Source organism: Streptomyces sp. NPDC037100, assembly GCF_055606225.1.
Genome location: NZ_JBVJSX010000005.1, coordinates 457,517 through 470,898 on the forward strand (window position 1 = coordinate 457,517; position 13,382 = coordinate 470,898).

5 protein-coding genes and 1 pseudogene are annotated in these 13,382 nt (G+C 67.4%); 5 read left to right on the forward strand and 1 reads right to left on the reverse strand.

What is annotated here, in order from left to right:
- The first annotated feature begins 8 nt into the window (after positions 1–8).
- The 3 genes and pseudogenes from ACZ7EG_RS19495 (at position 9) to ACZ7EG_RS19505 (ending at position 2,618) form a co-directional block, all read left to right on the forward strand.
- Positions 9–194 carry a hypothetical protein gene (locus ACZ7EG_RS19495; RefSeq protein ID WP_471079916.1) on the forward strand — a complete coding sequence of 62 codons (186 nt, stop codon included), beginning with the start codon at positions 9–11 and terminating at the stop codon, positions 192–194.
- Between the two features lie 235 nt (positions 195–429).
- Positions 430–540, forward strand: a pseudogene (locus tag ACZ7EG_RS19500) (DUF2399 domain-containing protein); the annotation flags it as partial.
- A gap of 188 nt (positions 541–728) precedes the next feature.
- Positions 729–2,618, forward strand: a complete 1,890-nt coding sequence (locus tag ACZ7EG_RS19505) for a DNA/RNA helicase domain-containing protein (protein ID WP_471079919.1) — start codon at positions 729–731, stop codon at positions 2,616–2,618.
- Between the two features lie 168 nt (positions 2,619–2,786).
- Here the strand turns inward: ACZ7EG_RS19505 and ACZ7EG_RS19510 are convergent, their stop codons facing one another.
- A complete protein-coding gene (locus tag ACZ7EG_RS19510; RefSeq protein ID WP_471079922.1) occupies positions 2,787–4,589 on the reverse strand; it encodes an HNH endonuclease in 1,803 nt (600 codons plus the stop codon).
- Between the two features lie 444 nt (positions 4,590–5,033).
- On the opposite strand from ACZ7EG_RS19510, the gene pglW reads away from it, so the two are divergent.
- Together pglW and pglX are read left to right on the forward strand one after the other, a co-directional pair.
- A complete protein-coding gene (pglW, locus tag ACZ7EG_RS19515; protein WP_471079925.1) occupies positions 5,034–9,701 on the forward strand; it encodes a BREX system serine/threonine kinase PglW in 4,668 nt (1,555 codons plus the stop codon).
- Positions 9,698–13,318: a BREX-2 system adenine-specific DNA-methyltransferase PglX gene (gene pglX, locus ACZ7EG_RS19520; protein WP_471079928.1), complete on the forward strand. Its 3,621-nt coding sequence runs from the start codon at positions 9,698–9,700 to the stop codon at positions 13,316–13,318. Before pglW ends, pglX begins: the two co-directional genes overlap by 4 nt.
- The last annotated feature ends 64 nt before the right edge of the window (positions 13,319–13,382 follow it).

Here is a 13,382-nt window from a genome sequence, read left to right on the forward strand (position 1 = left end):
GAAGCAGCGTGGCTTCTCGGTGTGATCGGCGCGCAGTCGGCCGAGATCGCACACGGCGTGGCACCGCCTCCACCCGGCCGAACTGCGCGCCCGCCGATTCCGTACTCGTCGCCGAGGCTCCGGCGATGAACGCCTTGGGCATCGCCCTGCACGAGGAGGCGGCGCTCGATCTGCTGCTGGAGGATCTCGGGTGAAGGCTTCGGCCGCACGGCGCTTGGCGCGGCGGTGCTCACCTACGCCCTGCGCCCGACCGGCCACACCCGGTGTGAGGCGGCCGTGCAGGGTGAGCCCACCTTCACGTGGACCCCCCTGATCCTGTGCGAACTGCACGGCCAGCATCTGGACATACCACCTCGCACCTGGGTCCACGTCTGCGAGAACCCCGTGTGACCGAGGCTGCCTTCGATTTCGGCGAGCAACAGGGCGCCCCTGAGCTGCGCCTCGGTTTGCGTGTCGACGGTCGGTCCAACCCTTCTGTACACGGTGACGACGGGCCACTGCAGGTACTCCTACGATGGCGATTTCGACTGGTCTGGCATCGCACTGGCCACAAGCCGATGGTGTGGCGGTACGAAGCCGAATGCGCCCTCCAACAAGGCTGTCAGTGTTGCCAGGTACCCTCGACTCATCGTCAACGCGGCCCGACGGGCTTCCGCTCCGCCCCAGCGGAGTTCCAAAGGACATGCCCCCACCCGCACGAGTCTCTTCGTGCTGCCCGGGGGAAGTCCTTGCTGTTCCGCGCGTCCGCGAAAACGGTTGCCGTCATGGCGCTCGACGGTTCGCTGTTCCTGCACCTCACTGACAATTTCGTCCACATGCACGGCTACCGGCCCGGCCCCTCGGAGGTGCGCTCCTGGGAGCGCAGCATCCCCGTCCTCGCCACCGCGCTCAACGACGCGGGCCTGGGCGACGTGGAGGTCATGCTGGAGTACGCGCTACCGCTCAACAGCAAACGCGCCGACGTCGTCCTCGCCGGAGTCCACCCGGCCACGGGGGAGCCGTCGTACGTCGTGGTGGAACTCAAGCAGTGGAGCCAGGCCCTTCCCCACGAGGACGACACCACCCTCTGCCATGTCGACGCCTACGCACACCCGGTCCTCAACCCGATCGAGCAGGTGCGCCGCTACTGCGAGTACCTCGTCAACTTCAACGGGGCGCTGGCCGAACACGGCCACCGGGTCAACGGGGTGGCGTTCCTGCACAACGCCACCGAGTTCGGTGTGACCGGGCTGAGGGAGATCGAGCACGACGGCCACGGCCTGCTCTTCACCGGGGAGCGCCGAGGCGCCTTCCTCGACCACCTCCGTACGAGGCTGAGCGACAAGCACCCGGGGGCGGGGGCGGCGGACGAACTGTGCGCGGGCGTCGCCGTGCCGTCGAAGCAGTTGATGTCCGTGGCCGCCGAAGAAGTGCGGGAGCGCACGCAGTTCGTGCTCCTCGACGAGCAGCAGGTCGCGTACCGCATGGTGCTCAATGCGGTGCAGAAGGCGAAGAACGCCGACCGCAAGGAAGTCGTCATCGTCACGGGAGGTCCCGGCACCGGAAAGAGCGTGATCGCCCTCCAACTGCTCGGAGAGCTGTACCGACGCGGCGTGCCGGCGCTGCACGCCACCGGCTCCCAGTCCTTCACCAAGACGATGCGCAAGATCGCCGGGGCCCGCAAGCGTGAAGTACAGGACCTGTTCAAGTACTTCAACAGCTTCATGACCGCCGAGAAGAACAGCCTGGGAGCCCTGATCTGCGACGAGGCCCACCGAATCCGGGAGACCTCTGCCAACCGCTACACCCGCGCCGAGCACCGGACCGGCAGGGCCCAGATAGACGAACTCCTCGACGTCGCCTACGTGCCCGTCTTCTTCCTCGACGAGCACCAAGTCGTACGCCCCGGCGAGATGGGTACCGTCGCCGACATCAAGGAGGCGGCGGCGAAGCGGGACATCCCGTGCCACGTCGTACCCCTGGACAGCCAGTTCCGCTGCGGCGGCAGCGACGCCTACCTGCGCTGGGTGGTCCGACTCCTCGGACTGGAGCCCGGCGGACCGGTCACCTGGGAGCCCGACGGCCGCATGCAGCTCCTCGTCGCCGACAGCCCTCAGGAGATGGAGGCGTTCCTGGAGGCCCGGCGAGCCCAGGGCTACGGCGCCCGCATGTCCGCCGGCTACTGCTGGCGCTGGTCCCCGGAGCCCCGGCCCGGCGAGCCGCTGCCGCCCGACGTCGTCATCGGCGACTGGGCCCGCCCCTGGAACCTGCGCGGCGACCGCTCCGTCTCCGGCGCCCCTCCGGCCGCCCTGTGGGCCACCGACCCGGCCGGCTTCGGCCAGGTCGGCTGCGTCTACACAGCCCAAGGCTTCGAGTACGACTGGTCCGGCGTCATCATCGGCCCCGACCTGCTCTGGCGCGGTGACCGCTGGGTCACGGACCGTACGGCGTCAAAGGACCCGGTCTTCAAGAGGTCCACCCCGGACGACGACGTCGACCGTCTGATTCGCAATACCTACAAAGTGCTGCTGACGCGCGGCATGGTCGGCACGGTCGTGTATGCGACGGACCCGGAGACGCGGGAGAAGCTGCGGGAACTGGCGGGTGGGGTGGCGGCACGGGCCGCCGTGCCGGCTTGACGGACGGGCGGCGCTCGTGCGCCACGGAGTCGTCGCAAGCCCAGCTGGACGGAACCTGCTGGGCTTGGCACGTGAAGTGGCCGACCGGCGCATCCGGCAGCCTTGGCACAGTCGGCACTCGCGAGGAGTCAGGTCGCGAATGCCGAGCGGCGCCTCGTACCCGAGCCGCTATTTCCTCGTCAGCATGTTGAGTTCACACAGGGTTCGGTGGTAGTGCAGGTATGTCTCGTCGATCTGATGGTCGGCGTGCCGGCGCAGGCTCCCCACGGGGCCGCCCCCATGTGTCCACTTCACGATGCCGTCCACGTCAATGTAGATCTCGAGACCATCGAAGAGCACGTGGTGGTTGGGACAGAGGCAGAGCAGGTTCGGCAGTTCGTCCGGACCGTCATGCGGGGACCCCAGTCCACGGATGTGGGCAGCCTCACTGTAGGGCCTGCGCTTGTACTGCAGGCGGGTCTCACACACCTGGCAAGCATGGCCGTGCAATTCCTTGACCTGGGTGGCGATTGCGGCATTACGCACCAGCCGGGAGGAGGTGGACTCCCGGCGCGCCACCGGGCCAGTGGCCCCCTCCGCGTCGGCTGCTTCTCGGCCGCCATCGCTCTCGTCTCCGTCGAGCAGGCCATCGGCGGTCGTATACCCGGCGAGACCGACACGACTGAGCAACTCGCGCTGGTCGACGCCATCAAGGTGGGTGCTGCACAGCTTGACCACGGCTTTCAGGCGAGTGAGAGGGGTCTGTAGCAGTTCAGCGCTCGCGTGAGTGAGGCCTGCGACGGGTTGGGTCGCGGTGAGAACTCCTGCCTGCGGAATGGGGTCGGCATCTGGCGCTGTCCCGTGCACCTCCCACAGGCCACTGCCCTGCAAGTGCCAGAAGGGATACTCCGGGGTGACCTCGGAACCGGGCAGTTCGAATTCACTGAGGAGAGGGCTGATCTCCGCACGGAAGGTGGACCACGGTGCCAGGCGCGGCTTTCCCGCAGCGACGCGGGAGATCGCCCACAGAAGAGCCAACGGTTGATGGTGGCTGTGACCGTCGTTCCTCGAGCCACGATGAGTGTCGAGAGAGTCGATCCGATCCAGCAAGTCTGTTGCGGTCGGCTGAGGATACGGGGCTGCAAGTGGTGTCGAAGGTTGCGGACCGGCCAGATGGCTTTTCTCCGGCAGGAGGTGGCCGACGTGGCGGTAGTCCTCGGCCGGTCGCAAGGTGAGGCTTCGCAGAGGTGCTCGAACGTTCAGGCGACGCAGTATGGGCGCGGCGAGAACAGGGGTGGAGAACTCCTCGACTTCTCCCAGGGCCATGATGTGTTCCCAGGTGGCGTTCGCCTCGTCGGTTCCCCAGACTTCCCGCGCCACGGGCGGGCTGTTGAACAGATGGAGGATGCGGGCGCGAGCGAAGAAGTGGTTCTCCGCATAGAAGAGCACGTCGTCGCCGACTCGACGGTCCCGTAGAGCGCGCACTTTCTCGTTGTTGACTTGTGTGGTGGGGGTGGACCCCCACAGTCGAGCGATCCCGTCCGGGTACAGAGCCGTCAGCGCATCCGCCTGTTCGCCGAGTGCGTCCCTGATGTCGGCGATCCGTATGCCCTGCCGTACTGACTTTGCGAAGTTCTGGGGGCCGCGATCCCGGGAACTGCCGCGGGGCTGGAGAACTATCTGCGGCACCACTTGCTGCGGTCCGCCCGTGGCGGTGTTCCCGTCCGTCACCGTGAAACCAAGCACACGCAGACGTTGTGCCACTGTGCGCGCACCGCCACTGAATCCATCGGCCGACAGCAGGTCGCCGGTTGAGTAGAGGTGCGCTACCCCGGCGATGGCCTTCGAGTCATAGCAGTGTCCGTCCAGGACCAGCTCATATGTCGTCGCTCGCCCGAAGCCGTACCGGCGGCGAAACGTTTCGCGCCCCAGGCGCTGACACTCGTCGACCGCAGCCAGTACTCCTGCGCGCGTTATATCCCCAAGTCCCATACACGGGAGCGTAGTAGGAAGGTATGACAATCTTTATAGCGCTGGCAGCCCCGCGTCCCCAGAGTCGCCGACGAGTGATGCTCCACTGAGTCCCCATGCTTCCCGCCGGTGCAGTTCTTTCAGGGGTTCGAGGGCGACGGCTGTACGGGGGCCGCACACGCTTTTGAGGCTGTGCGCGTGCCGGATTCCGAGAAGAGGGAAGGGTCGCAGTTCGAGGTCTCGCCGTGCGCGTGGGTGGTTTCCTAGGGTATGTCTCATACTGGGTGATCCGAGATGGCCAGGCCCGCTGATGCGGAACATGCGAGTCCCGCCTCTCGGGCCGAATGTCCTGTAGTCCCGTCCTTCACGGACTCTTCCCATGTACCAGGCAACCACTAGGATCTGCGACAGGCTCGCTCTCGGGGAACGGCGGGCCTGAGAGGAACGGCACGAGTGGGGTCAGGCATGCGGCAAGGCCGGTGGGTCACGGTCACCGAGTCCGAGTTCGATCACGAACACCGCGGCCTGGAGGCGATCCGGGAGAAGCTACCGGACTCCGATCCCTGGCGGGCCTGGTCGAACTTCACGTTCACCGCGAACACCGGGCATGTCCGCGAGGTCGACCTGCTGGTCGTCGCGCCCGGCGGAATGTACATGATCGAGCTGAAGGACTGGCACGGCTCGGTCACGTCCGAGAACGGCACCTGGGTGCAGACCACTCCCGGCGGCCGTCGGCGCACGCACGGTAACCCCCTGCACCTGGTCAACAAGAAGGCCAAGGAACTGGCGAGCCTGCTCGGCCAGGGCCACGGCGCCCGCCGGGTGTGGGTCGGCGAAGCCGTCTGCTTCACGGACGACGCCCTGCGCGTACGCCTGCCCGCCCACGATCAGAACGGCGTATACACGGTCGCCGAGCTGGTCGACATGCTCAAGCAGCCCCCGCGTGACGAGCGGCGCCGCATCACCGCGATCGACTCCCGCGAGATCAAGACCGCGCTGGACCGCATCGGCATCCGCCGCAGCGAGGCCCAGTACAAGGTCGGCCCCTACGAGCTGGAGCGCACCCCCTTCGACTCCGGCCAGACCTGGGCCGACTACAAGGCGGCCCACACCGAGCTGCCCGAGCGCGCCCGCGTCCGCGTCTACCTCAGTGAGCGCGGCTCGGACGCCTCCCTGCGCCAGTCCGTGGAGAACGCCGCCCGCCGCGAGGCGGCCGTCCTGCAGCGCTTCCGGCACCCCGGCGTCGTCTCCTACCGGCAGTACTTCCCGACCGGCCACCCCTCCGGCCCCGCCCTTGTCTTCGACTACGACGACCGGACCATGAAGCTGGACGAGTACCTGGTCCAGTACGGCGAGAAGCTCGACATCCTCGGACGGATGGTGCTGGTCCGCCAGCTCGCCGAGACCATGCGCTCCGCGCACGCCCGCCGCATCCACCACCGTGCCCTGGCCGCCCGCTCCATCCACGTCCTGCCCCGCCCCGACGGCGGCCCCGGCAAGGCCGTCGGCGAGGAGGCCGCCTGGCTCAGCCCCCGTCTGAAGATCTCCGACTGGCAGATCGCCACCCAGCGCACCGGGGACTCCTCTCAGGGACAGGGCGCGACACGCCTTGCGCCGACCGCGCTGTCCGCGATGCACCTCGCCGACGACGAGGACCCCTACCTCGCCCCCGAGCTGACCGCCCTGCGCCCCGACCCCGTCTCCCTCGACGTCTACGGCCTCGGCGTCCTCACCTACCTCCTGGCCACCGGCAAGGCTCCGGCCGCCAGCCAGGCCGAGCTGCGCGCCCGACTGGAGGCGGGGGAGGGCCTGCGCCCCAGCTCGCTGGTGGACGGCCTGTCCGAGGACGTCGACGAGCTGGTGCAGGCGGCCACCGCGTACAACCCGGACCAGCGCCTGCACAGCGTCGACGACTTCCTGGAGATGCTGGAGGTCGTCGAGGACTCCCTCACCGCCCCGGCCGCCGAGACCGCCGCCGAGGCGGTCGACGCACCGGAGAAGGACCCGCTGGACGCGGTCCCCGGCGACGTGCTCGCCGGCCGCTGGGAGGTCCGCCGCCGCCTCGGCACCGGCTCCACCAGCCGCGCCTTCCTCGTCCGCGACCTGGAGGCGGAGGCACGCAGGACGCGCCCGCTGGCCGTGCTGAAGGTCGCCCTGTCCGACAACCGCGGCGACATCCTCATCCGCGAGGCTGACGTGATGGGCCGCCTGCGCCCCCACTCCGGCATCATCCGCCTCGCCGAACCGGAACCGCTGAGCATCGCGGGCCGTACCGTCCTCGCGCTGGAGTACGTCGGCGACGAACGCGACGACAGCGTGGACGCGGCGGGCGAGCGGAAGGCCCCGCGCCGCCGCGAGGAGACCGTCGCCCGCCAGCTCCGCGACGAAGGCCGGCTCCCGGTGGACCAGCTGGAGGCGTACGGCGACTACCTCTTCGGCGCCGTCGACTTCCTGGAGGGCGAGGGGGTCTGGCACCGCGACATCAAGCCGGACAACATCGCCATCCGCATCCGCCCCAACCGCACCCGTGAACTGGTCCTGATCGACTTCTCGCTCGCCGGCTACCCCGCCAAGAGCACCGACGCGGGCACCGAGGGCTACCTCGACCCGTTCGTCGACGTCATCACCCGCGGCTCCTACGACTCCCACGCCGAGCGGTACGCCGTAGCCGTCACCCTGCACCAGATGGCCAGCCGCGAGCTGCCGAAGTGGGGCGACGGCAGCGTGCTGCCCAGGATGACGGACGCGAAGGAGTGGCCGTACCCGACGATCGCCGCCGAGGCGTTCGACCCGGCCGTACGGGACGGGCTCGTCGCCTTCTTCCGGAAGGCACTGCACCGGGACGCGAGCAAGCGGTTCCCCGAGCTGAAGCCCATGCGGGACGCCTGGCGCAAGATCTTCCTCGACGCCTCGCAGACTGTCCCCTCCAGCCACCGCACGCGCCACACGGCGACGTCCTCCGAGCCGGGGGCCGACGGCGCGGCCGTGCAGCGCGGCGTCATCGCGGACGCCGAGCCGGAGACCGCCGAGCAGCAGCGCGACCGCCTGGCCGCCGAGGTCGCCCTCGACACCCCGCTGAGCGTCTCAGGCCTCACGGGCGCCGCCCAGTCCTTCCTCTACGGCCTCGGCATCACCACGGTCGGCGGGCTCCTGGACTACAGCCGCCGCAAGCTCGTCAACGCCCCCGGCCTGGGCGCCAAGACCCGCAACGAGGTGCAGAAGCGCCAGCGCGAGTGGGGCGAGAAGCTGCGCGAGACGCCCGCCTCGCCGCTCACACCGGAGGGCCGGGCGGAGGCCAAGGAGGAGCTGGATCAGCTCACCGCCGCCGAGTCGGCCCTCGCCGACACCCTGGCGACGAGCGACGCGGCCGGCGGTCTGTCGGCGCGCGCCCTGCGTTCCATCAGCCTCGACGCCCTGGCCACGATCTTCGTCCCGGTCGTCAACAACAACGGCTCCAACCGCAACAAGGCCGAGATGGTACGGCTGCTGCTGCGCCTGCCCGACGAGCACGGCCTGCTGCCGGAGATCGGCGTCTGGCCCAAGCAGAAGGACGTCGCCGCGGCGCTGAACCTCAGCGCGGGCCGCATTCCGCAGATGCTCAAGGAGGAGCGCAAGCGCTGGAAGGCCGACCGTGCGGTCCAGGCCCTGCGCTCGGAGATCCTCGAACTGCTCGCGGGCATGGGCCGGGTCGCGTCGGCGGTGGAGATCGCGGACGCCCTCGCCGTCCGGCGCGGCAGCCAGCTCGCGGGGCGCGAGCAGCGCCGGGCGCTGGCGCTGGCGGCAGTACGGGCCGTCGTCGAGGTCGAGCAACTCGTCCCGGACGAGGCCGAGTTCCAGCACCAGCCCAACCGCAAGGCGACGGAGGAGTCGCTGGGTGCCGGCCTGCTGGCCCTGGACGTCCGCGAGGACGACGCCCCGGACACCCCGACCGCGCCGGGCCTGCTGGACTACGCGAGTCGTCTGGGCCGTACGGCGGACCGGCTGGCCCGGCTGGACACCCTGCCGACGGCCGCCACCGTGCTGGCGGAGCTGGGCGCGCTGGAGATGCCGCCCGGCACCGTCGACTGGGACGAGCGCCGCATGGTCGAACTGGCCGCCGCGGCCTCGGTCAACGCGGCGGCGACCCCGCGCCTGGAGATCTACCCGCGCGACCTGTCGCTGGTACGGGCGCTGCGGCTCACGCAGGCCGGTCTGGTGCGCTGGATCCCGGGCAAGCCGGAGGCGACGCAGCCGGGCCTGACCGGCGAGGAGGTCCACGAGCGTCTGCGGGCCCGCTTCCCCGAGCTGACGGTGCCCGACGGTCGCGGCGGGCTGACCCACGACCTGCCGACCGCCGGCCCGCTGACCAAGGCCCTGCGAGAGGCCGGCTTCGAGCTGTCGCTCGGCACGCGGGAGGACACGAAGACGCTGCGCTACCTGCCGACGCGGGTGGACGACGCGTCCAGCTACCTCACGACGGGTGCCTGGCGACAGTCCACGCGTACGGGCGCGGTGACGCGGTACGCCGATGACCCGCTTCTCGCGAGCGCGGTGCGCGCGGAGGAACGGCTGGTCGCGTCGGCGCGACGGGACGGCTACCGGGTGCTGACCGTGAGCCAGCGGCTCGTGCGGGACGCCATACGGGAACTGGGCGCCGAACGGTTGGGAGCTGAGGCCATCTCGGTGACCGAGCTGTTCATCGAGGCCCTGCACGCCCAGGTCACGCCGGGCACGAAACCGACGTGGGAGACGCTGCTCAAGGCGGACGTCGCCAAGCCGGGCTCGACGGGTGCGCTGAGGTTCGCGGACTACGCGCAGACCGCGTGGGGTGCGGTCGCGCCGCGCATCGAGGAACGGCTCGGTGCCGGGTTCGGGACCGGCCCGGTGCTGCTGACGGAGGCCGGGGTGTTCGCCCGGTACGACGCGATGGGCGTCCTGCATCGGCTCGCTTCGGTGGCCCGGCGGGGCGGCCGTGGACTGTGGTTGCTCGTTCCCCAGAGCGACCCTGCGCGCGAGCCCCGGCTCGGGCAGGTAGCTGTGCCTTACCAGGCCGGCCTGGGGGAGTGGATTCAGCTTCCGGACACGTGGGTGGACAACGTCCATCGCGGGTCCGGCAAGGTAGTGGTGCGTAGTGTCGAGGGAGACGCGAAGTGATCGACCGCAAGGCTCTGTTGGACGACCTGAAGCAGCAGGTCAAGGCGGTCGAGACCGACCTCGGCAAGCAGGTGAAGGCCCTGGGGGACGTCGGTGCACGGCTGCGCGCCGAGTACGACCAGGCGCGCAAGTTGGGGCGTACGGCGGCAACGTGGACCTCGTGGCTCGATGAGCGGGTCACGCAGGTCGCGGTGGCGTGGGTGTTGGGCACGGTGTTCGTTCGCTTCTGCGAGGACAACCGGCTGATCCCGGAGCCGTACCTGACGGGCGCGGACGGGGACCGGCGGGAACTGGCGGAGGCGCGGTACGACGCGTACGTGGAGGCGGAGGAGGACCCGACCTACCGCGGCTGGCTGGAGAGGGCGTTTGAGGAACTGGGCGCGGGCCAGGCGGGTCGGCTGTTGTTCGACAAGCGGCATAACCCGCTGTACCAGATTCCGCTGTCGCATGACGGGGCGCGGGAGTTGGTGGAGTTTTGGCGGGGGAGGGACGAGGCGGGTGTGCTCGTCCACGATTTCACGGACCCGCTGAACGAGGACGGCACGGAGGGCTGGGACACGCGGTTCCTGGGTGACCTGTACCAGGACCTGAGCGAGGCCGCGCGGAAGACGTATGCGCTGCTCCAGACGCCGGAGTTCGTGGAGGAGTTCATCCTCGACCGCACGATGAACCCGGCGGTGCGGGAGTTCGGCTACGAGGGACTGAAGATGATCGACCCTACGTGTGGGTCGGGGCACTTCGTTCTGGGGGCGTTCCGGCGGCTGGTTCGGCTGTGGGCGGAAGGGCAGCCGGGGCGGGATGTGCATGAGCGAGTGCGGGAAGCGCTGGACTCGGTGCACGGCGTGGACATCAACCCGTTCGCGGTGGCCATCGCTCGGTTCCGGTTGCTGGTTGCAGCTATGGCGGCGAGTGGGGTGCGGACACTGCTTGAGGCAGCCAAGTATGAGTGGCCGATCCATCTGGCGGTGGGCGACTCGCTCATCAAGGCCCGTCAGTTGGAATTGACACTGGGTGAGGATGATGACGAGGGTGGTGACCCGTTGGCTTCCTTCGCGTATGTAACGGAGGATGTCCACGAGCACCCAGGAATTTTGCAGCAGGGGCGATACCATGTCGTCGTCGGGAATCCTCCTTACATTCAAGTGACGGACAAGAGCCTTGGCGAAGTTTACCGGGAGCTTTATCGCAGTTGTTTTGGCCTTTATGGATTTTCGGTTCCTTTTGCGGAAAGATTTTTTGAGCTGGCCGTGCGTGGTGATGCCGATGGGCGAGGATATGGCTTGGTCGGTCAGATCACGGCCAACGCCTTTATGAAGCGAAAGTTCGGGAAGCGCCTCATCGAGTCCTATTTCGCCCATAAGGTTGAGCTGATGGAGGTCATTGATACCTCGGGTGCGTATATTCCGGGGCATGGGACTCCCACCGTTATCCTCATTGGACGTTCACGGAGCGGCGTGATCCGAACTAATTCAATTCGCGCGGTCATGGGTATTCAGGGAGAGCCTTCCGCACCTTCCGATCCGGCGGAAGGTGTTGTTTGGCGTGCAATCGCCGAGCAGGTTGATCGTCCTGGGACTGATTCGCAGTGGGTCAGTTCACGGGATGTCCCACGCGCTGAATTTGGCGCTCATCCTTGGAGTCTCCAGGGTGGTGGTGCCGCCGAGGTTAAAGAAACTATCGAGGCCGCTAGTGGCGCTACGGTTAAGGATCTAGCCTATCGCGTAGGGTTCGATGGGGATACACATGCGGATGAGTCGTTTTCCTTCCCTGACTCTGGTCCACTTGTGGCTCGTCGGGAGCAGCTTCATGCCGTTCCCAGTCATCGAGGGGATCACGTACGTGAATGGGTCTTCGCTGACCATGAGTATATGGTCATGCCGTATGACACTAAACGCTCCTTGCTTTCGGTGAACGATCTAGGCTCTGAATTCGTGAAACACTTTTGGCCAATGCGAACTTTCCTGTGGCGCAGGACTTCCAGCAGCGGTGCAAGTTATATGCATTCAAATCGGAATTGGTGGGAGTGGCATCAGATCCCGAGGGATGTTGATGCCCATGAATGGACGATTCCGTTTGCGTTTGTTGCCACTCATAATCATTTCGTGCTGGATCAAAGTGGGAAGGTGTTTAATCGTTCCGCGCCTGTTATCAAGCTGCATCGAGGGGCGAGTGAGGAAGACCACTTTCGGCTGCTGGGTCTGCTTAACACTTCCATTGCTGGGTTTTGGCTCAGGCAGGTCAGTCATGACAAAGGCCGCCCGGGGGCTGAGGTGGCGGGGGCTGATGAGCCTTGGGAGCATCGATTCGAATTCACCGGGGGGAAGGTGGAGGAATTCCCGCTGCCCGTCAAGCGATTCCCGTCGGAACTCGGCCTGCTCCTGCACGATTTCGGAGGTGAGTTGACTCGTAACAGTCCTTCATCGCTCGCAGCTCGTGATATTCCCACTCTCATGTCTTCGAAGCGAGGGCGGGAGCAGTGGCAGTCGAAGCGCGGTCGCGTGATCGCTCTTCAGGAGGAGCTGGACTGGCGCGCTTATGCTGCCTACGGACTCATTGACGAAGAGATTTCAGATCCGTCGCTAGATGTTCCAGAGATTTCCCCCTCGGAGCGAGCTTTTGCAATTACGCTGGCTCGAAGAGTCGAACGTGGTGAAATCAATACTTCGTGGTTCCAGCATCATAATCACCAGTTCACTCCTGTCACTGAGATTCCGACGCACTGGCCCGCCTCTTACCGCGAGGTCGTCCAGAAGCGGATTGACGCCATCGAGTCGAACCGGGCTATCGGCATGATCGAGCGGCCCGAGTACAAGCGCCGCTGGGCCAGCGAAGGATGGGACGCCCTCCAGGAGAAGGCACTCCGATCCTGGCTGCTCGACCGCATGGAGAACCGCGACCACTGGTTCGACGAGAACGGTCAGCCGACCATCCTCACCCTCTCTCGCCTCACCGACGCCCTCTCGCGCGACGAGGACTTCGTCTCAGTGGCCAAGCTCTACGCGCCCCGCAAGGACCTCCCCGAGGTCGTCGCCGAGCTGATCACAGAAGAGCACGTGCCGTTCCTTTCAGCCCTGCGCTACAAGCCCGCCGGGCTCAAGAAGCGCGCCGACTGGGAGGAGGTGTGGGACCTCCAGCGCAAGGAGGACGCTGCGCCCGACGAGCCGGCCAAGCGGAAGATCCGGGACTCCATCCCTGTTCCGCCGAAGTACACCTCGGCCGACTTCCTGCGCGCCTCCTACTGGAAGGCACGCGGCAAGCTGGACGTGCCCAAGGAGCGGTTCATCTCCTACGGGCAGACCAATGTCGCCACCCCCGAGCTGTACGGCTGGGCCGGCTGGGACCACCGCGAGCAGGCGCAGGCGCTGGCGACGTACTTCACCAACACCGCGCTGACCACCGAGGAGATCACCCCATTCCTCGCCGGCCTGCTGGAACTGCAGCCGTGGCTGTACCAGTGGCACAACGAGTTCGACATGCTCTACGGCGGCTCCCCAGCGGACTTCTTCGCCGGTTACCGCCAGCAGTTGCAGGGCGAGCACGGTCTCACCGACGACGACCTGCGCGCCTGGCGTCCCCCGGCCGCCACCCGAGGTCGCCGCGCCGCCCTGAAGAAGTAGCCCCGGAGGCGGCGGCCAACCACCCAGCCTCGGCCGCCGTCTCTCACCACCCCGTCCTTCCGCA